16 protein-coding genes are annotated in these 23,733 nt (G+C 69.6%); 10 read left to right on the plus strand and 6 right to left on the minus strand.

The annotated features are described in order from the left end of the window. Window positions 1-2 precede the first annotated feature (2 nt). A complete protein-coding gene (locus F3J18_RS13785) occupies window positions 3-917 on the plus strand; it encodes an NAD-dependent epimerase/dehydratase family protein (protein ID WP_166913125.1) in 915 nt (304 codons plus the stop codon). Next, window positions 914-2,044, plus strand: coding sequence for a glycosyltransferase family 1 protein (locus tag F3J18_RS13790; protein ID WP_025098468.1), 1,131 nt, complete (start codon window positions 914-916; stop codon window positions 2,042-2,044). Before F3J18_RS13785 ends, F3J18_RS13790 begins: the two co-directional genes overlap by 4 nt. 5 nt (window positions 2,045-2,049) lie before the next feature. Here the strand turns inward: F3J18_RS13790 and F3J18_RS13795 are convergent, their stop codons facing one another. From F3J18_RS13795 to F3J18_RS13810, 4 genes are read right to left on the minus strand one after another with little or no spacing between them, the layout of a single operon-like run. Then, on the minus strand, window positions 2,050-3,342 hold the full coding sequence (locus F3J18_RS13795; RefSeq protein ID WP_345891743.1) for a glycosyltransferase family 1 protein: 1,293 nt from the start codon (window positions 3,340-3,342) through the stop codon (window positions 2,050-2,052). Then, window positions 3,343-3,996, minus strand: a complete 654-nt coding sequence (locus F3J18_RS13800) for an ABC transporter ATP-binding protein (protein ID WP_166913126.1) — start codon at window positions 3,994-3,996, stop codon at window positions 3,343-3,345. Continuing rightward, window positions 3,993-4,787 (minus strand): ABC transporter permease, encoded by a 795-nt coding sequence (locus F3J18_RS13805; protein ID WP_025098466.1) that lies wholly within the window; start codon window positions 4,785-4,787, stop codon window positions 3,993-3,995. The genes F3J18_RS13800 and F3J18_RS13805 overlap by 4 nt, the downstream gene beginning before the upstream one ends. 11 nt (window positions 4,788-4,798) lie before the next feature. Beyond that, window positions 4,799-5,950 (minus strand): hypothetical protein, encoded by a 1,152-nt coding sequence (locus F3J18_RS13810; RefSeq protein WP_166913139.1) that lies wholly within the window; start codon window positions 5,948-5,950, stop codon window positions 4,799-4,801. Between the two features lie 460 nt (window positions 5,951-6,410). On the opposite strand from F3J18_RS13810, the gene F3J18_RS13815 reads away from it, so the two are divergent. From F3J18_RS13815 to F3J18_RS13845, 7 genes are read left to right on the plus strand one after another with little or no spacing between them, the layout of a single operon-like run. Further along, window positions 6,411-7,616, plus strand: a complete 1,206-nt coding sequence (locus F3J18_RS13815) for a capsular biosynthesis protein (protein ID WP_025098464.1) — start codon at window positions 6,411-6,413, stop codon at window positions 7,614-7,616. Next, window positions 7,609-8,400, plus strand: a complete 792-nt coding sequence (locus F3J18_RS13820; RefSeq protein WP_166913127.1) for an SDR family NAD(P)-dependent oxidoreductase — start codon at window positions 7,609-7,611, stop codon at window positions 8,398-8,400. The genes F3J18_RS13815 and F3J18_RS13820 overlap by 8 nt, the downstream gene beginning before the upstream one ends. Further along, a complete protein-coding gene (locus F3J18_RS13825; protein ID WP_205195429.1) occupies window positions 8,397-9,938 on the plus strand; it encodes an LTA synthase family protein in 1,542 nt (513 codons plus the stop codon). The genes F3J18_RS13820 and F3J18_RS13825 overlap by 4 nt, the downstream gene beginning before the upstream one ends. Before the next feature lie 2 nt (window positions 9,939-9,940). Continuing rightward, the gene (locus F3J18_RS13830) at window positions 9,941-17,620 is read left to right on the plus strand and encodes a type I polyketide synthase (RefSeq protein WP_166913128.1); all 7,680 of its coding nucleotides are present in this window, start codon (window positions 9,941-9,943) and stop codon (window positions 17,618-17,620) included. Next, window positions 17,617-18,537 carry a UDP-3-O-acyl N-acetylglycosamine deacetylase gene (locus F3J18_RS13835; protein ID WP_166913129.1) on the plus strand — a complete coding sequence of 307 codons (921 nt, stop codon included), beginning with the start codon at window positions 17,617-17,619 and terminating at the stop codon, window positions 18,535-18,537. Before F3J18_RS13830 ends, F3J18_RS13835 begins: the two co-directional genes overlap by 4 nt. Before the next feature lie 40 nt (window positions 18,538-18,577). Next, the gene (locus tag F3J18_RS13840) at window positions 18,578-19,894 is read left to right on the plus strand and encodes an aminotransferase class I/II-fold pyridoxal phosphate-dependent enzyme (RefSeq protein WP_160639876.1); all 1,317 of its coding nucleotides are present in this window, start codon (window positions 18,578-18,580) and stop codon (window positions 19,892-19,894) included. A gap of 8 nt (window positions 19,895-19,902) precedes the next feature. Further along, window positions 19,903-20,541 carry a GNAT family N-acetyltransferase gene (locus tag F3J18_RS13845; protein WP_166913130.1) on the plus strand — a complete coding sequence of 213 codons (639 nt, stop codon included), beginning with the start codon at window positions 19,903-19,905 and terminating at the stop codon, window positions 20,539-20,541. A 197-nt stretch (window positions 20,542-20,738) separates the two neighbouring features. Here F3J18_RS13845 and F3J18_RS13850 read toward each other — a convergent pair whose 3' ends face one another. Continuing rightward, the gene (locus F3J18_RS13850) at window positions 20,739-21,644 is read right to left on the minus strand and encodes a LysR family transcriptional regulator (RefSeq protein WP_166913131.1); all 906 of its coding nucleotides are present in this window, start codon (window positions 21,642-21,644) and stop codon (window positions 20,739-20,741) included. A 148-nt stretch (window positions 21,645-21,792) separates the two neighbouring features. On the opposite strand from F3J18_RS13850, the gene F3J18_RS13855 reads away from it, so the two are divergent. Beyond that, the gene (locus F3J18_RS13855) at window positions 21,793-22,545 is read left to right on the plus strand and encodes an SDR family oxidoreductase (RefSeq protein ID WP_166913132.1); all 753 of its coding nucleotides are present in this window, start codon (window positions 21,793-21,795) and stop codon (window positions 22,543-22,545) included. A 14-nt stretch (window positions 22,546-22,559) separates the two neighbouring features. Here the strand turns inward: F3J18_RS13855 and F3J18_RS13860 are convergent, their stop codons facing one another. After that, on the minus strand, window positions 22,560-23,465 hold the full coding sequence (locus tag F3J18_RS13860) for a LysR family transcriptional regulator (RefSeq protein ID WP_166913133.1): 906 nt from the start codon (window positions 23,463-23,465) through the stop codon (window positions 22,560-22,562). Window positions 23,466-23,733 lie beyond the last annotated feature (268 nt).

Here is a 23,733-nt window from a genome sequence, read left to right on the forward strand (position 1 = left end):
CGATGGCGAAGATACTGATCACGGGCATTGCCGGCTTCACGGGCCGGCATCTCGCTCGCGAGCTGATGGAGCAGGGGCACGAGGTCTGCGGCCTGGCGCATCGGCAGCTCGCCGATACGCCCTGGCCGGTGCGGGTCTGCGACCTGCTCGATGCCGATGCGCTGACCGGGCTCATGCGCGAGACGCGGCCGGACATCGTCATGCATCTGGCCGCGATCGCCTTCGTCGCGCATGGCGACGTCGGGGAGATCTACAAGACCAACGTGGTTGGTACGCGCAATCTGCTGGCCGCGATCGATGGTGCGCAGATCCGGCCGAAGTCGGTGCTGTTGGCCAGTAGTGCCAATGTCTACGGCAATGCCGAGGCCGAGCTCATCGACGAGTCGGTGGCCACCTCGCCCGCCAACGACTATGCCGTCAGCAAGCTGGCGATGGAATACGCGGCGCGCCTCTGGTTCGACAAGCTGCCGATCGTGATCACCCGCCCGTTCAATTACACGGGCGCCGGGCAGCACGAGAATTTCCTGATCCCGAAGATCGTCGCGGCCTTTCGCCGGCGCCTGCCGGTCCTCGAGCTCGGGAACCTGCACGTGGTGCGCGATTTTTCCGACGTCAGGATGGTGGCGCGCGCCTATTCGCGCCTGGTGGCGGGCGGTTTCGAGGGCGAGGTGTACAACGTCTGTTCGGGCGTCGGTCATTCGCTCAACGACATTCTCGAGATGATGGTCGAGCTGACCGGTCATCGGCCGGAAATCCAGGTCAATCCCGCTTTCGTCAGGAAGAACGAAGTCCATCGGCTGGTCGGCAGTCACGCACGGCTGACCAAGGCGATCGGGCCGATCGAGGCCCTGCCGATTCTCGAGACCCTGCGTTGGATGCTCGACGACCAGGGCGGTGGCGGGTCGGTGGCGGCTTGAAGCTGATTTTCGACGTGGATGCGATCATCCCGCCCTTGTCGGGGATCGGTCGCTACGCCTGGGAGCTCGCCCGTTATTTCATCCAGCATGAAGAGCGCTTCGACGACCTGCGGTTCCACTTCCAGGGAAACTGGGTCGACGACCGGCAGGCGCTGGGCGCAGGCAGCCTGCACGGGCTGCGGCCGGTGCTCGGCCGCCATGCGAAGCTCTACAAGTCGCATCGCCGCATCGCGCGCTGGGCGATTCATCGCGCGATGCGGCGCCATCGTTTTCATTCGCCCAACTATTTCCTGCCGAAGGGCGTGCACGACGGTATCGTCACGATTCACGACCTGTCGGTTTTCAAGTACCCCGAAACGCATCCGCGCGAGCGGCTCGAGCACTTCCGTATCAATTTCGAGGACAGCCTGAAACGTGCCGTCCACCTGATCACCGATTCGGAGGCGACGCGCTCCGAGGTTGCCGCCTTTTTCGCTTGGCCGGAACAGAAGATCACGGCGATTCCGCTCGGGGTGCCGGGTGAATTCCATCCTCGTGCCGAGCCGGATATCGCGCCGGTCCTGGCGCGATATGGGCTCGCGTATGGCCGCTACGCGCTGTGCGTGGCGACGCTGGAGCCGCGCAAGGGCATCGATCGCCTGATCGATGCCTACGGGGATCTGCCCGCCGAGCTGCGGCTCGCCTGTCCCCTGGTGCTGGCCGGCGGCCGAGGCTGGTTGAGCGACGACCTGATGGCGCGGATCCGGCTTGCCGCGGACGAGAACTGGTTGACCTACCTCGGCTACGTGCCGGAGGCGGATCTGCCGATGCTCTACTCGGGGGCGCGTGCATTCTGTTTTCCCTCGAGATACGAGGGCTTCGGCCTGCCGGTGCTGGAAGCGATGGCAAGCGGCGTGCCGACCCTGACCTCGAATGCGTCGTCGTTGCCCGAGGTGGCGGGAGGCGCTGCCTGGCTGGTCGAGCCCGATGACCGCGACGCGCTGCGCGATGGACTGGCGCGCGTGCTCACCGACGAGTCCTGGCGTGCCGGCGCGACCAGCCGTGGCCTTGCGGTGGCAGCCGAAGCGACCTGGGAGCGCTGCGCACTGCGCACGCTCGACGTCTACCGGCATTGCGGCGAAGTCTGAGTCCCTTACCGGGACGCCAACAGGTTTTTCAGTGCGGCGGCGCTGTCGCGCCAGGTGAGGGGCGTGATCGACGCGCTGTCCGGCGCATCGCGACGATCGAGTCGTGCCAGCCAGCCTGCCAGTTGCCCGGCCAGTTCGTCACCGTTCGCGGCCGTGAAGTAGCTGGCATGCTCGCCGGCGATTTCATGGAAGATGGGCAGGTCGCGCAGCAGCAGCGGAATGCCGTAATGCGCGGCCTCGACGATGGGCAGCCCGTAACCTTCCGCCTCGGAGGCGAACACCAGCCCGTCGGCTTGCCGGTACATCTCGGCGAGGCAATCGTCGTCCGCATCGTCGATCCAGCTCAATTTCCCTGCGGATGCAGCGCAACGCTGAGCCAGCCGCGCGGCGAACGCATCCATGCCCCAGCCTAGCCGGCCGATGATGACCAGCCGGGCCGGATCGTCCGTTTCGCGCCACCGGGTCTCGAACGCGTCGATCACCAGGGCGTGGCCTTTGCGTGGCTCGATGGTGCCCACCATGATGATGGTCGGGCCGTCGGAACGGGCGCGCGTCTCCCGGGCGCTTGCTCCGGCCCGATCGGGGGCCCGGTCATCGATGTCGCAGCCGAGGGGGAAATGCCGGATCGGCAGGCTCGACGCGTCGATCGCGAAGCGGGATTGCATCAGCTGCGCGGCGGCGTCGCGCGTGGTGCGGGCGATGCTGATCAAGCTGTCGGCATGGATGGCGATGGTCGAGAACCAGTGACGGAAGGACCGGTTGCCACGCGCGGTGAACCACTGAGGATGATGGGCCGGCAGCACGTCGTAAACCACGAACGTGAGCCGCACGCCCTTCGCCTTCCAGGCGAGAAAGTCGAATTGCCGCCGCGGCAGAATCCGGCTGGTCAGGTCCAGCCCCAGGAAAATGTCGCCGGACCGCGGATCCAGACGGTGCCGCCCGGTATCGATCGGAGCCGCGCCGAACGAGGCCAGGTAATCGTCCGCGTAGCGGTAGGCGAGCTTGCGCGTTGCCAGGACGGGCCTGACCACGAAACCGGGAGGCGGCGCCTCGATCAGTTGCCGCAGCAGCGAGCGAACCACGCGCTGGATGCCGGTGCCCGCGTCATGCTTCGCGATGATGGACACGTCGACCAGCAGTTCGCGTGCCCGGCCCGCAACGGCCAGGCCGGCGTCGCGTGGCGCGACTGCCTGGACCGCGCGTCGCGCGAGCCGCGTGGCGGGGCGATGGCACCAGGTGGCCAGCTCCATCAGCGCGGCGGCGAGCAGGATCCTTGGCGACGGCATCGCGGCGGGCACTCAGGCGGCGTGTTCCTGGTAGAACGCATAGGCATCGTCGACATGGTCGAACTGATGCAGCCGCCCCTGTTGCAGCACGGCGGCGCGGTCGCAGTGTTGGCGGATGTAGCCGGCGTCGTGGCTGACGATGATCAGTGCCCGGTCCGCACGCTTCTCGAACAGCTCGTGGTGGCATTTCGCATGGAAACGGCTGTCCCCGACCGCCACGATCTCGTCGATCAGAAAGCAGTCGAATTCGATCGCCATGGAGATTGCGAAAGCGAGGCGCGCGCGCATGCCGGCCGAATAGGACTTGACCGGCTCGCGCAGGTAGTAGCCGAGCTCCGAGAACTCCTGGACGAAGGGTTCGGCCGCCTTCGCGTCGGCGCCATAGACGCGGCAGATGAAGCGCAGGTTGTCCATGCCGGTCAGGCTGCCCTGGAAGGCGCCGCCGAAGGCCAGCGGCCAGGACACGCTCATCGAGCGGTGGATCCTGCCGTTGGTCGGCAGCTCCGCGCCGCTGATCAGGCGGATCAGGGTCGACTTCCCGGCGCCGTTGCGGCCGAGCACGCCGATCTTCTCGCCGGGCGCCACGCGCAGGTCGATGTCGCTGAGCACGCGGCGGCGGCCTTGCCGGGTGTGATAGTCCTTGCAGACATTGCTGAGTTCGATCATTCGGGTTCCACCCGCCGGCCGGCGTCACGCACCAGGTACAGGCCGATCAGCATCAGAACCAGATCGCAGGTGATCATGTAGGCGACGTCGTAATGCGGCTTGACGGCCGAGCCGAAATATCCGCTGCGCAACATTTCCGTGCCATGCACCATCGGCAGCAAGAGCACGACCTTCTGGAATTTTTCCGGCAGCCAGTCGACCATGAACACCGCCCCGGAGAGCGGGAAGGTCAGGTAGGCGACGGTGTGCCAGACACGCTCGACGGTTTCGCTGCGCTCGCTCAAGGCGCCGATGACGAACCCCAGGGCCGTGCCGAAGGCAACCAGGTGCACCCAGCCGCCCAGCACCAGCGAGATGTCGTTCGGCGGCTCCATCATGCCGATCGTGATGAAGAACAGCGAAAGGAAGACGAAGGACATGGTCGCGCCGGTGATTTCGAGCAGCAGCCGGGCGAGAAACAGGTCGATCACGCGGACATTGCGGTGATAGAGAAGCGCTTGATTGGGCAGGATGGCGAGTGCGCAGCGATTCGCGCAGTTGCGCCACAGCAGCACCGACGAGTAGCCGGTGATGGCGAATGTCGTGATCGATAGCGAGGCGCCGTGGGTCAGCTTGGTGGCGGTCCAAAGCGCGAGCACGCCCAGCGTAAACATCATCGGCTCGAAGAAGATCCACAGGAAGCCGACGTTGTGGCGCCCGTATCGCGTCAGGATCTCGCGCATGAGCAAGGCGCGAACCACGCGCGCCTGGATCTTGGCCGAGGCGAGCAGGGGCGTATTGTGGTGCACCATGTTCCGGTTCCTCAGTCGTGGTGTTCACGAACCCCGGCGAGCAGCAAGGAAAGAATGCCCCAGGCGATCATGCCGAGCGCGAAGACCTCGAAGATCGCCTTCAGCCGCTTGGGTTCGATCGCCACGTCGGGAACGTTGGGCTGGACCAGCCGCTCGAGGTACAGCTGCTTGCGCTGCGCATCGGCGCGGGCATTCTCGAGGGCAGTCATGGCGGAGGTCAGCTGCTTCTCGGCGAACTGCGCGTCGAGCTGCATGCGGGCGTAGGCCGCGGCCTTGTCCGCCAGCGAGTTCTTGCCGCCCGCCACGCCGGTGCTGGCTTCCGAGATCTGCTTCGCCATGTTGGCGATATTGGTCTGCAGTACCGGAATCTGGGGATTCTTGGGCGAGATCGACTGCAGCTGGGCGAGCTGCGTCTGGGCCGCGAACATCTGCGTCTGCAGGTTCGTGACCTGCTGGAGCTGGAGTGCCGACTGCTTGTCGGGATCGAACACCGTGTAGGTCTTGCGATAGGCGGCCAGGGCGGCGGCCGTGTCCTTGGCCTTGGCGGTGGCGATGTCCACCTCGTGCTGGGCAAACTGGATCGTGTCGGTTGCCGCGCGCTCGTTCATGCGGTTGATCAGGCGCTCGCTCATCGACAGCAGCCGCTCGTTGATCCTTGCCGCGTCATCGGCGGTGAACGCCCTGACCTGCAGCCGGGTGATCGACGAGGTGGCGTCGAACTCCACGTTCACCACCCGCTTGCCGTAGTAGCGCCAGAGCGACTCGAAGCTGCCGTCCAGGAAGCGATTGAAGCGGCTGATGAAATCCCCGTGCTCGGAATAGGCATCGGCGATGTAGTTGCCGGTGTTCAGCTCGCGCAATGCATCCCGCGACTCGATGTAGTCGATGACGGGATAGGTATCGTCCTGCGCGCGAGCGAAGCCGGAACCCTGCAGCAAGGCGCCGACGATGCTGGTCTGGGATTGCTTTTGCGGGCTGCGCACCACGAATCGCGATTCGGAAACGTAGACGTCCGACGCAATCAGGCCGAAGTAGATGATCGCCAGCGTGGTCGGCACGGCGACGGTCAGCAGGAAGATCCGGTTGATTCCCTTGATGCGCTCGCGAAGGCTTCGCTTGGCTCCGGCGGAGGGGGGCAGGTCGCTACGGGTTACGTTTTCCAACTTTCTTCCGTCACGGTTAGGAGCCGACGGGCGGCGCATGCATGTCAGCGACGCGACCCTGGGCGGAAATAAGACAGCGCGGTACGGAACGAGAGCCCTGCTGCGGCTCGATTCACGACGGGCCCGGATGCATCGAACTGCCTGCTTCCCGCCGTGGCTCGTTTGCGAATGCCGGGCTGAAAGCTAGCAGGATGCCGAACCGATATACCGGGGCGGCTGATTATATCGGCCCGTGCCTAGTTCCGCCATCCATCGTGCCGGCGGGGCACCCCGTAGTTTGGTGAACTTTTTGAGTCAGGCTGTTTTTGTTTGTATCAGAATGCTATATTCCGTGACTGCCCGAAACGGCTATCGACTCGCGGGCAAGATTTCGAATAGGGTTCACCAGGCGGCGCGCATAGACCGCCGCCGCGTGCCGATCGGGCGCCTCGCAAGCCCGCACTGTCCGTTATCCATACCGATGCCTCGCTCATTTCTAGTGCTGCAAGGCACGGCTTCACTGTTTTTCAGTCGCCTGGCGGAGGCGCTCGCCGCGCGTGGCCATGCCGTGCATCGCGTCAATTTCTGCGGTGGGGACTGGTTCTACGGCAGGATGGGCCATGCCATGAATCACGGCGGCAGGCCTGCCGACCTGCCTGCCTGGTACACCGCCCTGGTGCAGCGCGAAAACATCACCGACGTCCTGATGTTCGGCGACTGCCGCGATGTCCATCGCCCCCTGCATCCGATCGCCGAGCAATATGGCCTGCGCGTGCACGTGTTCGAGGAGGGGTATGTCCGCCCGCACTGGATCACGCTCGAGTCGCACGGCGTCAACGGCCGCTCGCGCATGCCGCGGGATCCCGCCGAATACCTGCGCCTGCGTGAGCTCACCCCGGCCGCCGAACCCGGCGAGCCGACCGGCTACAACCTCTACGAACGCGTCTTCCACGACATCAGCTACCGCGTCGCCAATGCGCTGCTGGCCTGGCGTTTTCCCCGCTATCGCAGCCACCGGCCGCGCAACGGCTTCGTCGAATACGGCGGCCTGGCGTTTCGCGCGCTGCTGCAAGGGCGCCATCGCCGGCATGCCGAACGCGTCACGCGCGAACTGTTCGATGCCGGCCGCCCCTATTACCTGTTTCCGCTGCAGCTGAATTCCGATGCGCAGATCGTCGTGCATTCCCCGTTCGAGGGCGTGCGCGATGCGATCGACTACGTGGTGCGTTCGTTCGCCCGGCACGCCCCCCCGGACGCCATGCTGCTGATCAAGAACCATCCGCTCGACACCGGCATGATCGAGTATCGCCGCTTCGCGCTGTCGATCGCGCGCGAGGCCGGCATCGGCGAGCGGATTCGCTTCATCAACTCGGGACACCTGCCGACCCTGCTCGAGCGCTCGCGCGGCGTGGTGGTGGTCAACAGCACGGTCGGCCTGTCGGCGCTGCACCACGAGCGCCCCCTGATCGCGCTCGGCGCGGCGATCTACAATATGCCGGGGCTGACCTGGCAGGGCAGGCTCGATGACTTCTGGCATCAAGGCGAATTGCCCGACATGATCCTCTATCACGCATTCCTCGACTACGTGATGCACCACACGCAGATCAACGGCGATTTCTACACGCGCACCGGCATCGAGATGGCGGTGCGAGGGGCGGTCGACCGCCTGGATCGCGCGGATGCGTAACCCGGCCCCGGCTCATGTCGTCATCACCGGCGCCAGCGCCGGCCTGGGCTTCGCGCTCGCGCTGGCCCACGCCGCGCCGGGCGTGGTGCTGGGCCTGGTCGGACGCGACCCGCAGCGTATCGATGCGGCCGCAACGGCCTGCCGAGCGCGCGGCGCGACGGTCGAGGCCGGCATCGTCGACGTGCGCGACGCGGCGGCGATCGGCGCCTGGCTCGATGCCTTCGATGCGCGCTACCCCATCACACTGCTGGTTGCCAATGCAGGCGTCGCCAGCACGATTGCCTCCGCCGACGATTGGGAGGATGCCGAACGTACCCGCGCCGTGATCGACACCAATCTCTACGGCATGCTGAATACCGTGCTGCCGGTGATCGAGCGCATGCGCGCGCGCCGTCGCGGCCGGATCGCGGTGGTGGCCTCGATCGCCGCCTTGCGCGGCATGGCTATCTCGCCCGCCTATTGCGCCAGCAAGTCGGCGATCAAGGCCTGGGCCGACTCCGTGCGGCCCCTGCTCAAGCGCGATGACCTGGCCGTGACGGTGATCCTGCCGGGTTTCGTGAAGACCGCGATGAGCGACGTGTTCCCCGGCGACAAGCCCTTCCTCTGGAGCGCCGAGCGCGCGGCCGCGCACATCCGGCGCAAGCTCGAGGCGGGCCGCAGCGAGATCGCCTTCCCGGCCCTGCTCGCGTTCGGCATGCGCCTGCTGCCGCTGCTGCCCGTCGCGCTCGCGGACGCGATCCTCGACCGCCTGTCCTACCTGCCCGCGAAGGACCGCGCCAATTGAGCGCGTCGCTTGCCCTCATCCTGACCATGGTGCCGGCCATCGCGCTGTCGTTCGCGCTCGACGCGATCGCCGTGCCGCGCGCGCCGCTGGCGCGGCCGTTGCTGTCGTCAATGCTTCACATTCTTTCGGTAGGCTTGCTCGCCGGTCTGGCGTTCGCGCTGACGTCGCGGCCGATCTTCTCGGCCTGCGCGGCGCTGGCGCTGGTCGGGCTGGTGGCGGCCGTGAGCAATGCGAAATACGAGTCCTTGCGCGAGCCGTTCGTCTTCACGGACCTGAGCCTGTTCAGCCAGTTGTTTGCCCATCCGCGGCTCTATCTGCCCTTCCTGAGCGCCGGCAAGGTCGTCGCGATCGGCGCGGGCATCGTGCTCGTGATCGCGGGCTTCGTCGCCGAGCGGCCCCTGCCGCCTGCCGCCGCCGCGCCGTCCTGGCTGGCGGTGGCGCTGTCGTTCGCGCTCGCGGTGGCGATCGCCGCGCGCTTGCCGCTCACGCTGGAGCCCTCGATCGACCAGCGTCGCCACGGCTTTTTCGCGGTATTCGTCGCCTACCTGCTCAATGGCCTGCGTCCGGCCACCTTCCGGCGCTTTCGCGAATGCCTGGCCGCCTCGCCGTTCGCGACCGGCGAACCGGTCCTGTGCCCCGACGTGGTGCTGATCCAGAGCGAGTCGTTCTTCGATGCGCGCCGGCTCGGCACGGCGATCGAGCCCGGCCTGTTGCGCTGTTTCGACCAGGCGCGCAGCGAAGCCGCCTGGCACGGCGAGATGACGGTGCCGGCCTGGGGGGCGAACACCATGCGCACCGAGTTCGCGGTGTTGACGGGCACCGCTTCCCGGTCGCTCGGCTACGCGCGTTTTTACCCTTACGCCTTCATCAGGCGGCCGCTCGCCTCGCTGGCCGCCTGGTTCGGCCGTGGCGGTTACGAGACAGTCGCGATCCATCCCTATTACGCCGATTTCTTCGGACGAAACCGGGTATTTCCCTTGCTCGGTTTCGAGCGTTTCCTCGACATCGGTCATTTCGCCTCGGCATCGCGCGCCGGCCCTTACGTGGCGGATGCGGCGGTCGGCGAGGCGATCGTTGCGGAATTGGAGACGGCGGGGCCGGACCGACCGCGTTTCGTGTTCGCCATGACGATGGAAAACCACGGTCCCCTGCATCTCGAAACAGTGCAGCCGGGCGAGGCGGCTTCGCGGCATACTCTCGGCGACGATGCCCAATGGCGGGACCTGACCGCGTATTTGCGACATATTGAAAATGCAGATGCAATGCTCGGGCGCCTGCTGGATCATTTGCGTTCGAGCGACAGGCGGACCGTGGTCTGTTTCTACGGCGATCATGTTCCGGCCCTGCCGCGTATTTTCGACGGGCTGGACGTGAGTCCGGAGCGCAGCGATTATTTCATCTGGCGGAATTTCGGGGTCGATAAACCCGAACGTCGGGACTTGCAGGCCGAGATGCTGGGGGGCCTGCTGCTGCAAGCGACACAGCAGGGTGGTGGAAGTCGCATGGACCAGTCGCGGGCACCAGAGAAAACGACATAAAGATGAACGGAAAGATTGCAATTGTTGGGATCGCATGCCGCTTTCCCGGGGGCGTCAATAATCCGGAAGCACTCTGGCGCCTGCTGCGCGACGAGCGCGATGCCGTCACGCAGATTCCGGCCGGGCGCTTCGGCACGGAGTTCCACCAGCATCCCTCCAAGCGCGAGCCCGGCAAGAGCTACACGTTCGCGGCCGGCGTGCTGGACGACATCGCGGGATTCGATGCGGCATTTTTCGGCATCTCGCCGCGCGAGGCGGCGCAGATGGATCCGCAGCAGCGCCTGCTGCTCGAACTCGCCTGGGAGGCGTTCGAGGATGCCGGCCTGCGTCCGCTCGACATGCGCGGCCGTGATTGCGGCGTGTTCGTCGGCGTGGCGAGTCCCGACTACGGCAATCGCAGCATGGACGACCTGAATTCGGTCGATCCATACTCGGCCACCGGCAATACCCTCAGCATCGCCTCCAACCGCGTGTCCTACCTGTTCGACCTGCGCGGCCCGAGCCTGTCGGTCGACACGGCCTGCTCGTCCTCGCTGGTCGCGCTGCACCAGGCGGTGCAGGCGCTGCGCTCGGGTGAAACCGACATGGCGCTGGCCGGCGGCGTGAACCTGCTGATGCACCCGTTCGGCTTCGTCAGCTTCTCGAAGGCCTCGATGCTCTCGCCGCGCGGCCGCTGCCGCGCCTTCGACGCCAGCGGCGACGGCTACGTGCGCGCCGAGGGCGGCGCCTTCGTGCTGCTCAAGCCGCTCGAGCGCGCGCTGACGGACGGCGACACGATCCACGCCGTGATCGCCGGCTCGGGCGTCAATTCCGACGGCTATACGCAAGGCGGCATCAGCGTGCCGGGCGCGGCCACCCAGGCCGAGCTGCTGCGCAGCGTCTATGCGCGCGCTGGCGTCGATCCGCGGGCGGTGTCCTATCTCGAGGCGCACGGCACCGGCACGGCGGTGGGCGACCCGATCGAGGCGCGCGCGCTGATCGAGGTGATGTCGGCCGGACGTCCTGCCGACAAACCGCTCCTGATCGGCTCGATCAAGACCAACATCGGCCACCTGGAAACCGCCTCGGGCATGGCCGGGCTGCTGAAGGCCGTGCTGTGCCTGAAGCACCGCGCGGTGCCGCGCTCGCTGCACTTCCAGACGCCCAACCCCGCCATCGATTTCGTGGGCGGCCGGCTGCGCGTGGTCGAGCGCTACACCGCGCTCGACGGCGAGCATGGCGAGCACGAGGAGCACGAGGAGCACGACGAGGCGCCGCTCACGGTCGGCATCAACTCCTTCGGTTTCGGCGGCACCAATGCCCACGTGGTGCTGAGCTCGGCGCCCGCCGGGGCGGATACGCCGCGGGCCGAGGCCGTCACGGCGGCGCCGGCTGCGCGCCTGTCGCCGCTGGTGCTGACGGTGCGCTCGCCTCGGGCCTTCGGCTCGCTGGCCGAGCGCTACCTGGCCGTGCTCGAGGGTGGCGCCGACTGGCAGTCGGTCGCGGCCACCGCCGCGCGGCGCCGCCAGTGGTTCACCCATCGCCTGGTGATCGCGCCGGCCTCGGTCGAGGAGGGGCGCGCCGCGCTGGCGGCGCTGGCCGCCGACGCCACCGCTGCTCCCGCCGGCGTGGTGCGCGGCGAGGCGCCGGCCGAGCCGGGCCGGGTGGCCCTCGTCTACTCGGGCAACGGCTGCCAATGGGCCGGCATGGGCCGGCAGCTCTACGAGGAATCGCCGCTGTTCCGCGACGCGCTCGACGAGGTCGACGCGCTCTGGCGTGCCGACGGCAGCGCCTCGCTGGTGGAGGCGATGCGCGCCGGCGTCGACGAGACCTGGCTGGCCGCCACCGAGAACGCCCAGCCGCTGCTGTTCGCGATCCAGGTGGGCCTCACGCGCGTGCTGGCATCGCGCGGCATCCTGCACGACCTGACGATCGGCCACAGCGTCGGCGAGGTCGCGGCAGCCTGGGCCGCGAGCATTCTCACACTGGTTGACGCGGTGCGCGTGATCAAGATCCGCAGCCGCGCCCAGGGCACCACCCGCGGCACCGGCCGGATGGCCGCGGTGGGCCTGAGCGAAGCCGCCGCCAACGAGGCCATCGCGCGGCTCGGCCTCGCCGGCCTGGTCGAGGTGGCCGGCATCAACAGCGCCGAGGCGGTCACGCTGGCGGGTACCCTGCAGGGCCTGCAGGCGATCGAGGCGGCCCAGCGCGACAGTGGGCGCTTCTACCAGTTGCTCGATCTCGACTACGCCTTCCACAGCCGCCAGATGAACAGCATCGAGCCGCTGGTGCTGACGGAGCTGGCCGGGCTCGCGCCGGCGTCCGGCGACGGCAGCTTCGTGTCGACCGTGACGGGCGCCAGGCTCGACGGCACCGCGCTCGACGCGCGCTACTGGTGGCGCAACATCCGCGAGCCGGTGCGTTTCGGCGACGGCATCGCGAGCCTGATCGCCGACGGCGCGCGGGTCTTCATCGAGGTGGCGCCGCATTCGATCCTGCGCAGCTACATGAAGCACGGGCTGGCCGCCGCGCAGGCGCAGGGCGCGGTGCTGCCCACGCTCAAGCGCCAGCAGGGCGGCGCGGCCACGCTCGACGGCGCGATCCTGTCGGCCGTCGCGCATGGCGCGAACGTCGATCTCGACCGCTTCGTGCCCGCGGCCCCGGCCGTGGCGCTGCCGACCTATCCATGGCAGCACGAGCATCACTGGCTGGCGTCGAGCGTCGAGGGCTACAACCTCGTCAACCGCCGTCGCGAGCATCCGCTGCTCGGCTACCGGCTGCACGAGCACGCCTTCGGCTGGGAGAACCAGCTCGACCCGGCCAAGCTGCCGCTGCTCGCCGACCACGTGGTGGACGGCGGCGTCGCCTTCCCCGGCGCGGGTTACGTCGAGATGGCGCTGGCCGCCGCGCGCGTCTACCTCGAAACCCACGAGGCGGCGCTCGAGAATCTCGAGATCCGCGCGCCGGTGGTGTTCCAGCCGCAGCAAGCCAAGCTGTTCCGCCTGCGCATCGATCCCGAGACCTCGGTGTTCCAGATCGAGACGCGCGACCGGATGAGCGACATGCCCTGGACGCTGAACGTGACGGGCCGCCTGCTGGCGAGCGGCACCACGCTCGACGCGAACTCGGTGGTGCCGAGCGCGACGCTGCATGCGCTGCGCGCGCAGCCGGCGCTCGACGGCGCGGCGCTCTACCAGAGCACGGCGGCGATCGGCCTCGAATACGGCCCGGCCTTCCGCTGGGTGCGCAAGGTGAGGGTGGCCGGCGAGACCGCGCTGGCCGAGCTGGCCGCGCCCGCCGAGGCCGGCGACGCGGCCGCGCTGGCGGCCTGGCGCCTGCATCCGGCGCTGATGGACAGCGGCTTCCATCCGCTTTTCGTGCTGCTCGGCGGCGTGGCCGGCGACGGCGATCGCGCCGCCTACGTGCCGGTGCAGATCGGCCGCGTCGACTACCTGCGCGGCGACGCGATCGAGCGCGTGCTGGTGCGCATCGAGCGCCGCAGCCCGCACTCGGTGGTGGCCTCGTTCGATTTCCTCGATGCGCACGGCAGCGTCACCGCGCGCCTGGCGGCCTGCCGCTTCCGCCGCATCGACCTGCTCGGCCGCCATCATGCGCCCTCGCGCTTCGTCTATGCGCTCGAACACCGGCCGCTGCCGGGCGAGACCAGCGCCGCGGCGCTGCCCGCGCCGGCGGAACTGCTGCGTGAGGCGGTGGCGAGGGCCGCGACGCACGAGGACGGCGCGCGCCGCGGCAAGCACCTGACCGAAATGCTGCCGCTGCTCGACGTGCTGGCCAGCCTCTACGCGCTGCGCGCGCTGGAGGCGATCGATGCGTTCGCCACGCCTGCGCTGCCGACCCATCCGCAGGCGGCGCTGATCGCGCGCCTGGCCGAAATGATCATCGAGGACGGCCTGGCGCATCGCGACGGCGATCGCCTGGTGCGCGACGACCAGGCCTGCGCGGCGCTGCCGCCGCTCGACGAGCTCTGGCGCGGCCTGCTGGCCGAATCGCCGCATCACGTCGCCGAGCTGACCCTGCTCGCGCATTGCGGCGCGGCCCTGACGCGCGTGCTCGCGGGCGAGATCGAGGCCTCCCGCGTGCTGTCGCCGACCGGCAAGAGCCTGGTCGAGCAATTCTTCGACGCCTCGCCGAGCTGGGAGCACCTGCATGCGGTGATGGCCGGCTGCGCGGCGGCGGCCGTCGACGGCTGGTCCGCGCCGCGCCGGCTGCGCCTGCTGGAGATTGAATCCACCCGCGGCGACATGCTGCGGCCGCTGACGATGCGCCTGCCGGCCGATCGTTGCGAGCGCACCATCGTCGGCACCCCTGATCAACTGGCGGCCTTCGATGCCGATGCGATGCCTGCCATCTCGACGGTCGCGCAGTTGCCCGGCGAGCGCTTCGCGCTGAAGGCCGAGCCCGACGAACTCTACGACCTGGTGCTGGTCGATCGCGCCCTGGCCGGGCGCAGCGATCCGGCCGACGTGCTGGCCTCGATCGGTGCCTGGGTGGCGCCGGGCGGGCTGGTGGTGCTGGCCGAGGCGCGCCACAACCGCTTCGCCGACATCGTGTTCGGCCTGCAGTCGGCCGACGGCCGCACCGCCTCGCTGACACCGGCCGAGCTGGGCGCGCTCTGCGAGCGTGCGGGCCTGGTCGAGGTGGTGCGCCACGCCGAGCAGGACCTGGAGCTGGAGGGCACGCCGAGCCTGGTGCTGGCGCGCCGTCCCGTCGCCGAGGCGGCGGCCGAGGCCGACGACGACAGCCTCGACGCGCTCGAGCGCGCCGAGCAGTGGGTGGTGGTCACGGCCGGCGACGATGCCGAGCCGATCGGCACCGCCCTGGCCGACGCGCTTGCGCACGCGGGCCATGTGGTCGAGGTGGTCGATGCGCGGCGCAGCGCCGAATTCATCGCCACCATGCCGGCCACCGACGCGACCCACCTGGTGTTCTGCGCGCCGGCCGCGCGCTTCGACGAGGATGCGTCGGCCGAGCAACTGATGCAGGCGCAGGCCTCGGGCGCGATTGCCCTGGCGGCCCTGGTGCGCGCGCTCGACGCCGAGCATCGCGCGGCCGGCGTGCGCCTGTCGGTGGTGACGCGCGGCGCGGCCCCGTTCGAGGATGCCGCGCCGCAGGCGCCGGCTCACGCCACCTTGTGGGGCCTGGGCCGCGTGCTGGCCAATGAGCATCCCGAGCTCGGCTGCCGGCTGATCGATCTCGATCCGGCGGGCGGCGTCGAGCCGGCGCGGCTCGCGCGCGAACTGCTGGTCGACCTGGCCGAGGAGGAGGTGCTGCTGCGGGCCGATGCGCGCCTGGTGCCGCGCATGCTGAGCGCCGAGCGCGCGGCCGCGCGCCGGCCGGCGGCGGCCAAGGTACCCGCCGTGCTGGCCTTCGAGGCGCCGGGGTCGTTGCGCAACCTCGAATGGTTCGCGCAGGCGCCGCGCACGCTCGGCGAGCACGAGGTCGAGATCGAGCCGGTCGCCACCGGCCTCAATTTCCGCGACGTGATGTACGCCATGGGCCTGCTCTCCGACGAGGCGGTCGAGAACGGCTTCGCCGGCGCCACCATCGGCATGGAGCTGGCCGGGCGCGTGCTGCGCGTCGGCCGCGAGGTGAGCGGCTTCGCGCCGGGCGACGCGGTGCTCGGTTTCGCGCCGGCCAGCTTCGCCACGCGCGTGGTGACGCGCGCCGACGCGATCGCCGCCAAGCCGGCGCGCCTCAGCTTCGAGGAAGCCGCCACGATCCCCACTACCTTCTTCACCGCCTGGTACGCGCTGGTCGAGCTGGCGCGCCTGCGCCGCGGCGAGCGGGTGCTGATCCACGGCGGCGCGGGCGGCGTCGGCATCGCGGCGATCCAGATCGCGCGCCACTTCGGCGCCGAGGTGTTCGCCACCGCGGGCAGCGACGAGAAGCGCGAATTCGTGCGCCTGCTCGGCGCCGACCACGTGCTCGATTCGCGCGGCCTGGCCTTCGCCGACCAGGTCCGCGCCCTCACGCGCGGGCAGGGCGTCGACATCGTGCTCAATTCGCTGGCCGGCGAGGCGATGGTGCGCAGCATCGACACGCTGCGCCCGTTCGGCCGCTTCCTCGAACTCGGCAAGCGCGATTTCTACGAGAACAGCCATATCGGGCTGCGTCCGTTCCGCAACAACATCAGCTACTTCGGCATCGATGCCGACCAACTGATGGGCGTGCTGCCCGAGCTGACCGCGCGCCTGTTCGGCGAGGTCATGCAGCTGTTCGCCGACGGCACGCTGCATCCGCTGCCGTATCGCGCGTTCCCGGCCGAACGCGCCGAGGATGCCTTCCGCTACATGCAGCAGGCGCGCCAGATCGGCAAGGTGCTGGTCACCTATGCGCTGGGCACGCCGGCACCCACCCATGGCCTGGCCGAGGCGCCTCGACTCGCGCTCGATGCGGGCGCGGCCTATCTCGTGATCGGCGGCACCGGCGGGCTCGGTTTCGCCACCGCGCGCCGGCTGGTCGAGCGCGGCGCCCGCCACCTGAGCCTGGCCAGCCGCGGCGGCGTGCTGGGCGATGCCGCCGCGGCCGAGGTCGCGCGCTGGCGCGACACGCTCGGCGTGACGGTCGAGGTGGCCGCCTGCGACGTGGGCGATGCGCGGGCGGTGACGGCGCTGGTCGAGCGGATCGTCGCGCGCGGCACGCCGCTCAAGGGCGTGCTGCACTCGGCGATGCAGATCGACGACGGCCTGGTGCGCAATCTCGACGATGCGCGTTTCGCGGCCGTGCTGGCGCCCAAGGTGGCCGGCGCCTGGAACCTGCATCGCGCCACGCGCGGCATGGCGCTCGACTGGTTCGTGCTCTATTCCTCGGCCACCACCTACCTCGGCAATCCGGGGCAGGCCAGCTACGTGGCCGCCAACAGCTTCCTCGAGGCGCTGGTCGCGCATCGCCGCGCGGCCGGGCTGCCGGCCAGCTTCATGGCCTGGGGGCCGCTCGAGGACGTCGGTTTCCTGGCGCGCCACGACGGCACGCGCGAGGCGCTGCAGGCGCGCATCGGCGGCGCGGCGATCCGCTCGGCCGAGGCGCTAGACGCGCTCGAGCGCGTGCTGCTCGAAGGCGGCGCCGGCGAGGCGGTGGTGCGGATCGACTGGCAGGCGCTGTCGCGCGGCATGCCGGCGGCCGGCGCGCGCCGTTATGCGCAGATGCAAACGCGCGCCGGCAGCGACGCCTCGCGCGATGGCGGCGACAAGCTGCGTGGCCAGGTCGCCGCGCTGCCGCGCGAGGAGGCGGTGGCCCTGGTGTCCGAATCGCTGCGCGCCCAGATCGCGCGGATCCTGCACATGACGGCCGATCGCATCGCGCTCGACAAGTCGGTGCTCGAGATGGGCATGGACTCGCTGATGGGCATGGAGCTCGGCCTCGCGGTCGAGGAGGTGTTCGAGGTGAAGCTGTCGGTGATGGCGATCGCCGACGGCGCGACCGTGCAGTCGCTGGCGGGCCGCATCGTCGATTCGATCGCGGCCGCCGAGGCCAATGCGGGCTCGGGCGGCGAGCGCGACGAGGTCGCCGCGCTGGCCGCCCGGCACGGGCTCGACAGCGAGGCGAAGGCGGTGCTCAAGGTGGCCGCCAACGATCCTGCCGTCGAGGCGGTGGCGGCGGCGGAACAGGTTGCCGCGCAGGCAGCGCAGGGCGCCACGACCGAGCACAAGGGCAAGCTGGTCCGGCTCGGGGTCGTGCAATGACGGCGGCGCCGGACGGCTGGCAGGCCAGCGAGGGCACGCTCGCCGCCGAACTGGCGCTGGACGGCCACGGGCTGCATACCGGCCGGCGCGTGCGGGTGCGGATCCTGCCTGCCCAGGGCGAGACGCCGGCCACGCGCGGCATCCGCTTCCGGCGTCTCGAAGGCGGCCGCGAGCTGGCCAGCTTCGGCGTCGATCCGGCGCTGCGTCGCGCGCAGCCGCTCTGCACCATGCTGCTGCATCCCGATGGCGTGGGCGTGCGCACCGTCGAGCACCTGCTCGCCGCGCTGCTGGCCAGCGAGATCGATCACGCCCTGGTCGAGCTCGACGCCGAGGAGATCCCGATCCTGGACGGCAGCGCGAGCCCCTGGCTGGCGGCGATCCGCGCCTGCGGGCGCCGCGCGCTGGCGGCGCCCAAGCGCTTCATCCGCGTGCTGCGGCCGCTGACGGTGGCCGACGGCGAGGGCGGCGCGCGTCGCGAGATGCGCATCGAGCCGGCGCCGCGCTACGAGCTGAGCGTGCGCAACGACCTGAAGGGCTTCGGCGAGATGCACTGGAGCGGCGCGATCACGCCCGCGGCCTTCGCGGCCGAGATCGCGCCCTCGCGTTCGTATGGACGCGTCAAGTGGGCGGTGCCGGCGATCCTCGCCGGCTACCTGCGCGGCGTACCGATCCTGCGCGGCGCGCGGCCCTCGTGCACCGCCTCGATCGTCGGCAGCCGCGTGCTGGGCGGCCTGCGCGTGCCCGACGAGTTCGTGCGCCACCGCGTGCTCGACCTGGTCGGCGACCTCGCCATGGCCGGCGCGCCGCTGCTGGCGCGCGTCACGGCGTTGCGGCCCAGCCACGAAATGAACTTCCGGCTGGTCGACGCGCTGCTGTCGACGCCGGATGCCTGGGAATGGGTCGAGCTCAAGGCGTAACATAACGAGCTTGACCAAGCACAGACGGGCGAACGAATCGATGGGATTGGGAGATCATCTCCGGCAGCAACTGGCTGCGAAGGCGCTCAAGCGTCAACTGGAGCGCGTCACCGAAGGCGGCGCGGCCGCCGTGCCGGTGCCGGCCTCGACGGCGCACGAGTCGCCGCGCAGCCGTTTCGAATCGATGCCGCAGTACCAGCAGGTCCGGATCATGCACGAGATGGGCGAGAAGCTCGGCGTCGAATCGCCGTTCTTCCGCGTCCATGAGGGGCTGGCCGGCGCCACCACCACCATCGGCGGGCGCGAGTACCTGAACTACGCGAACTACAACTACCTCGGCCTGGCGGGCGAGGCGAGCGTTTCGGCGCGCGCCAAGGAAGCGATCGACCGCTACGGCACCTCGGCCTCGGCCAGCCGCATGGTGGCGGGCGAGCGGCCCGTGCAGCGCGAGCTGGAGCAGGCGCTGGCCGGCTTCTACGAGACCGACGACTGCGTGGTGTTCGTCAGCGGCCATGCCACCAACGTCACCGTGATCGGCTCGCTGTTCGGCGCCGGCGACCTGATCGTCCACGATTCGCTCGCGCACAACAGCATCGTGCAGGGCGCGCAGTTGAGCGGCGCGAAGCGCCTGAGCTTCCCGCACAACGACTGGCGCGCGCTCGATGCGCTGCTGGCGCGCGTGCGCCACGAGTATCGCAACGTGCTGATCGCGATCGAGGGGCTCTACAGCATGGACGGCGACCTGCCCGAGCTGCCGAGGTTCGTCGAGATCCGCAATCGCCACGGCGCCTTCCTGCTGGTCGACGAGGCGCATTCGCTCGGCGTGCTCGGCGCGACCGGGCGCGGGATCCGCGAACACGCGGGCGTCGCGCCCGAGGACGTCGATCTCTGGATGGGCACGCTCTCCAAGACCCTGGCCGGCTGCGGCGGCTTCATCGCCGGCTGCCAGCCGCTGGTCGACATGCTGCGCCATCTCGCTCCCGGTTTCCTCTACAGCGTGGGCCTCGCGCCCGCGCTGGCGGCCGCCTCGCTGGCCGCGCTCGAAGTGCTGCAGCGCGAGCCCGGGCGTGTCGCGCAATTGCGCGAGCGCGGCAAGCAGTTCCTCGACGAGGCCCGCGCGGCCGGTCTCGATACCGGCACCAGCGAGGGTTACGCGGTGGTGCCGGTGATCACCGGCAGCTCGCTGAAGGCGGCGCGCTGGGCCAATGCGCTGTTCGACGAGGGCATCAACGTGCAGCCGATCTTCTATCCGGCCGTCGAGGAGAAGGCCGCGCGGCTGCGCTTCTTCATCTGCTCGACGCACGAGCCCGAGCAGATCACCCGCACCGTGGCCGCGCTGGCGCGGCTCGCGCGCTAGGCATCGCGATGGCGGCCACGCTTGCCGGCTGGACCTTCCGTGCCGCGCGTCCCGAGGATGCGGCGGCCTGCGCGCCGCTGGTCCTCGCTTCAGGCGTGCGCGAATTCGGTTTCTTCCTCGGCGCGGCGCCCGAGGCGATGACGGCCTTCCTGGCGACGGCCTTCGCCTCTTCGCATGGCCGTTTCTCGTGGCGCCGCCATCGCGTCGCGCTCGCGCCCGACGGCCGGATCGCGGGCGTGCTGGCCGTCCACGACGGCCGCCTGACGAGCCTCGACGATCCGCACGTGGCCTGGATGCTGCTGCGCGTGTTCGGAGCGCGCCGCACGGTGGCGGCCCTGCTGCGCGGGCTGGTGCTCGAGGGCGAGCTGCCCGCGCCGAAGCGCGCCCAGACGCATGTCGCCCATTGCGCGATCGACGAGCGCTGGCGCGGCACCGGCGTGTTCACCGCGCTGTTCGAGGATGCCCGTCGCGCCGGCGCGCTGGCCGACGGCGAGGGCCGCGAAGTGGTGCTCGACGTGCTGCTGAGCAACCCGCGCGCGGCCGCGCTTTACCGGCGCCTCGGCTTCGTCGAGCAGCCGCGCGCGAAGCCGGTCTCGCGCAAGCTGCCGGCCGAGCTCGAGTCGATCCGCATGCGGCTCGGCCGCTGAGCGCCGCTCGGCTTCCGTTTTCCGCTTCTTCCTGAATATCTCCCGAACATAGTCTGCAGGGCCGCCGGGTCGTTGGTGCCGCTGAGGCCCAGCGCGAGCAGGATGCGCGCTTTCTGCGAGATCTGGTCGTCGGCGCTGAGCCAGCCGTAGTCGTCGTCGGGCCGGAGTGGTCAAGCAGTGAGATGCGCCGCGCCGGGCTAGCGGCGCGGCGGCTCGGGCAGGTTCAACGCGGGCACGCGCGCGAACAGCTCGGCGACGAAGTCCATGAACACGATCGCGCGCCGCGACAGCAGGCGGTTCGCAGCGTACAGCAGGTGGATCGGCACCGGCGGCGCGGCATGCTCGTCGAGCAGCAGTTGCAGGCGGCCGTCCTCGAGGCCGGCCTCGAACAGCCAGCGCGGGCCGTGGGCGATGCCGACGCCGGCCAGCACCGCTTCCTGCACCGCCTGCGGGGAATTCACGCGCAGGCGCCCCGAGACGGCGACCTCGCCGTCTCGAAACGGCCAGGCAGCCTGCGAGGCCAGCAGCGTATAGACGATGCAGTCGTGCTCGCGCAGCGCGGCCGGCGTGGCCGGCGCACCGTGCCGCGCGAGGTAGTCGCGGCTCGCCACGCACACGCGCGCGAAGCGGCCGATGCGCCGCGCACGCAGTGCGCTGTCCTCCAGGTGGCCGATCCGGATCGCCAGCTCGGCGCCCTCGTCGAGCAGGTTCACGTAGCGGTCCTGGATCTGCAGGTCGAGCGACAGGCCGGGATAGCGTTCGAGGAAGGCCGGCACCTGCGGCATCACGAAGGCGTGGGCCAGCGCGGTCGGGCAGGCCACGCGCAGGGACCCAGAGGGCGCGAGCTCGTCGCGCAGGGAGGATTCAGATTCGTCGACCGCGTCGAGGATGCGCCGCACCTCGGCGTAATAGCGCTCGCCCTCGGGCGTGAGCGAGAGCCGGCGCGTCGAGCGATGCAGCAGCCGCACGCGCAGATGCGCCTCCAGTGCGGCCACGTGGCGGCTGACGTTGGGCTGGCCGAGCCCGAGGTCGCGTGCGGCGGCCGAGAAGCTGCCGGTTTCCACCGCGCGGGCGAAGCAGCTCATCAACAGGAAGCGATCCATCCCGAACCTCATTCATGCGAATCGAGCATGAATTGTATGTAAATCGAGTGTCTTATGCTTTTCGAGGCAGGGCGGCATGCTGGATGGGTGGCGAACGGCGGATCGGCCGCCGTCGCCCCTCATCCATTTCCATCAAGGAGAAGCACTCATGTCCCGCTTGCAAGGCAAACGCACGTTGATCACCGGCGGCACCAGCGGAATCGGCCTGGCCACGGCCAAGCGGTTTCTGGCCGAAGGCGCGCGCGTGATCGTCACCGGCCAGGATCCGGAACGCCTGGAGCGCGCCCGCACCGAACTCGGCAGCGAGGTGCTGGCGCTGCGCGCCGATTCGGCCGAGCTCGGCGAGCAGCAGCGGCTCGCGCAGGCCGTCGCCGACCATTACGGCCAGCTCGACGTCGCCTTCCTCAATGCCGGTGTATCGGTCTGGCTGCCGATCGAGCAGTGGACCGAGCCGATGTTCGCGCGCTCGCTCGACGTCAACCTCAAGGGCCCGTTCTTCCTGATCCAGGCGCTGCTGCCGGTGTTCGCGAATCCGGCCTCGGTGGTGCTCAATACCTCGATCAACGCGCACGTCGGCGCGGCGCGTTCCTCGATCTATGCGGCTTCGAAGGCGGCCTTGCTGTCGCTGTCGAAGACGCTGTCGAGCGAGCTGCTCGAGCGCGGCGTGCGCATCAACGCGGTCAGCCCGGGGCCCGTCGACACGCCGCTCTACGACAAGCTCGGCATTCCCGATGCATATCGCGAGCAGGTCGAGCGCGAGATCCTCGCCTCGATTCCGGCTGGTCGCTTCGGCCTGGCCGAGGAGGTGGCCAGCGCGGTGCTGCACCTGGCCTCGGACGAATCGGCCTGGAGCGTCGGCAGCGAGATGGTGGTCGACGGCGGGCGGATGTTGAACGGCTGATGTCGTGGCGTGAGTCAGCCGCGCCAGGTCGCGCCGGCCAGCCCCGCCACCAGCGCATCGAACACCACGCGGATCCGCCTGGGCACCGGCCCGCGTTGCGGGCGGTAGACGTGCAGCTTCCAGGGCTGCGGCTCGAAGCGGCGCAGCACGCGAACCAGCCGCCCGTTCTCGAGCTGCGGGCGGACCAGGTATTCGGCGCACTGGCTGAAGCCGAGGCCCGCGCAGGTCGCGGCGATCTCGGCCTCGACGTCGTCGGTGACGAAGATCGGGGCGGGCGTCTGGAACGGCGTGTCGCCGCGGAACAGCCAGGGCCAGGGACGGCCGCTGGCGCGGTCGATCAGGCTGGTGACGGGCAGGGCGGCCAGCGCGGCGGGCGTCTTCGGCTCGCCGACGCGCTCGATCAGCGCGGGCGCGCCGACCACCCACATCGGCAGCGGTCCTACCTCGCGCGCGACGAAGCGGTTGTCGCCGATCGAGCCGGCCCGCACGCCGATGTCGATACGCTCGTCCACCACCGCCGAAGGCGTATCGGACAGGCGCAGGTCGGGCGTGAGGCCGGGGTGCCGCCGCGCCAGCTCCATCAGGATCGGCATCACGTAATGGCGCCCGAAATAGCCGGGCGCCGTGAGCCGGACCGTGCCCGCGACGTCGTCGGCTTGCGCGGCGCCGGCTGCATCGAACAGCGCGTCGATGCCGGCCAGCGCCGTCTGCGCGTTCGCCGCGAACCATTGTCCGTAGGCGGTGATCTGCACGCGCCGCGTGTTGCGGTGGAACAGCGTCTCGCCGAGCCGCTGCTCGAGTTCGCGGATCGCGCGCGTCACCACTTGCGGCGAGACGCCGAGCCGGCGCGCCGCGTCGCGGAAGCTCGACGCCTTGGCGGCGGCGGAGAAGACGGTCAGCAATTCGAGGCGATCTAGCATGATCGATTGTTCCGCTGGGAAGAATGACCGGGAAGAGGCTGTTCCGGCCGCTCATTGTTCCCGCGTTGCGGGGCGCGAGTCAATCGAAGCGGGGCGGGCCGCTGGTGTCTTGCGGGCTGCGCCCGGCGCCGTGCCAGTCGTTTCGGCCTTGACGCGAAATGTTCCTCGTTAAGGAATTTTCAATGCTCGATCGTTCCATTTATTTTCATGAGCCGGGCTCCGATACTTCGCTCTGTCGAATCGATCAACCGGCGGCGAAGCGGCCGCC

This window comes from Burkholderia sp. Ax-1720 (assembly GCF_011753035.1).
In the GTDB taxonomy this organism is placed as follows: Bacteria; Pseudomonadota; Gammaproteobacteria; order Burkholderiales; family Burkholderiaceae; genus Burkholderia; species Burkholderia gladioli.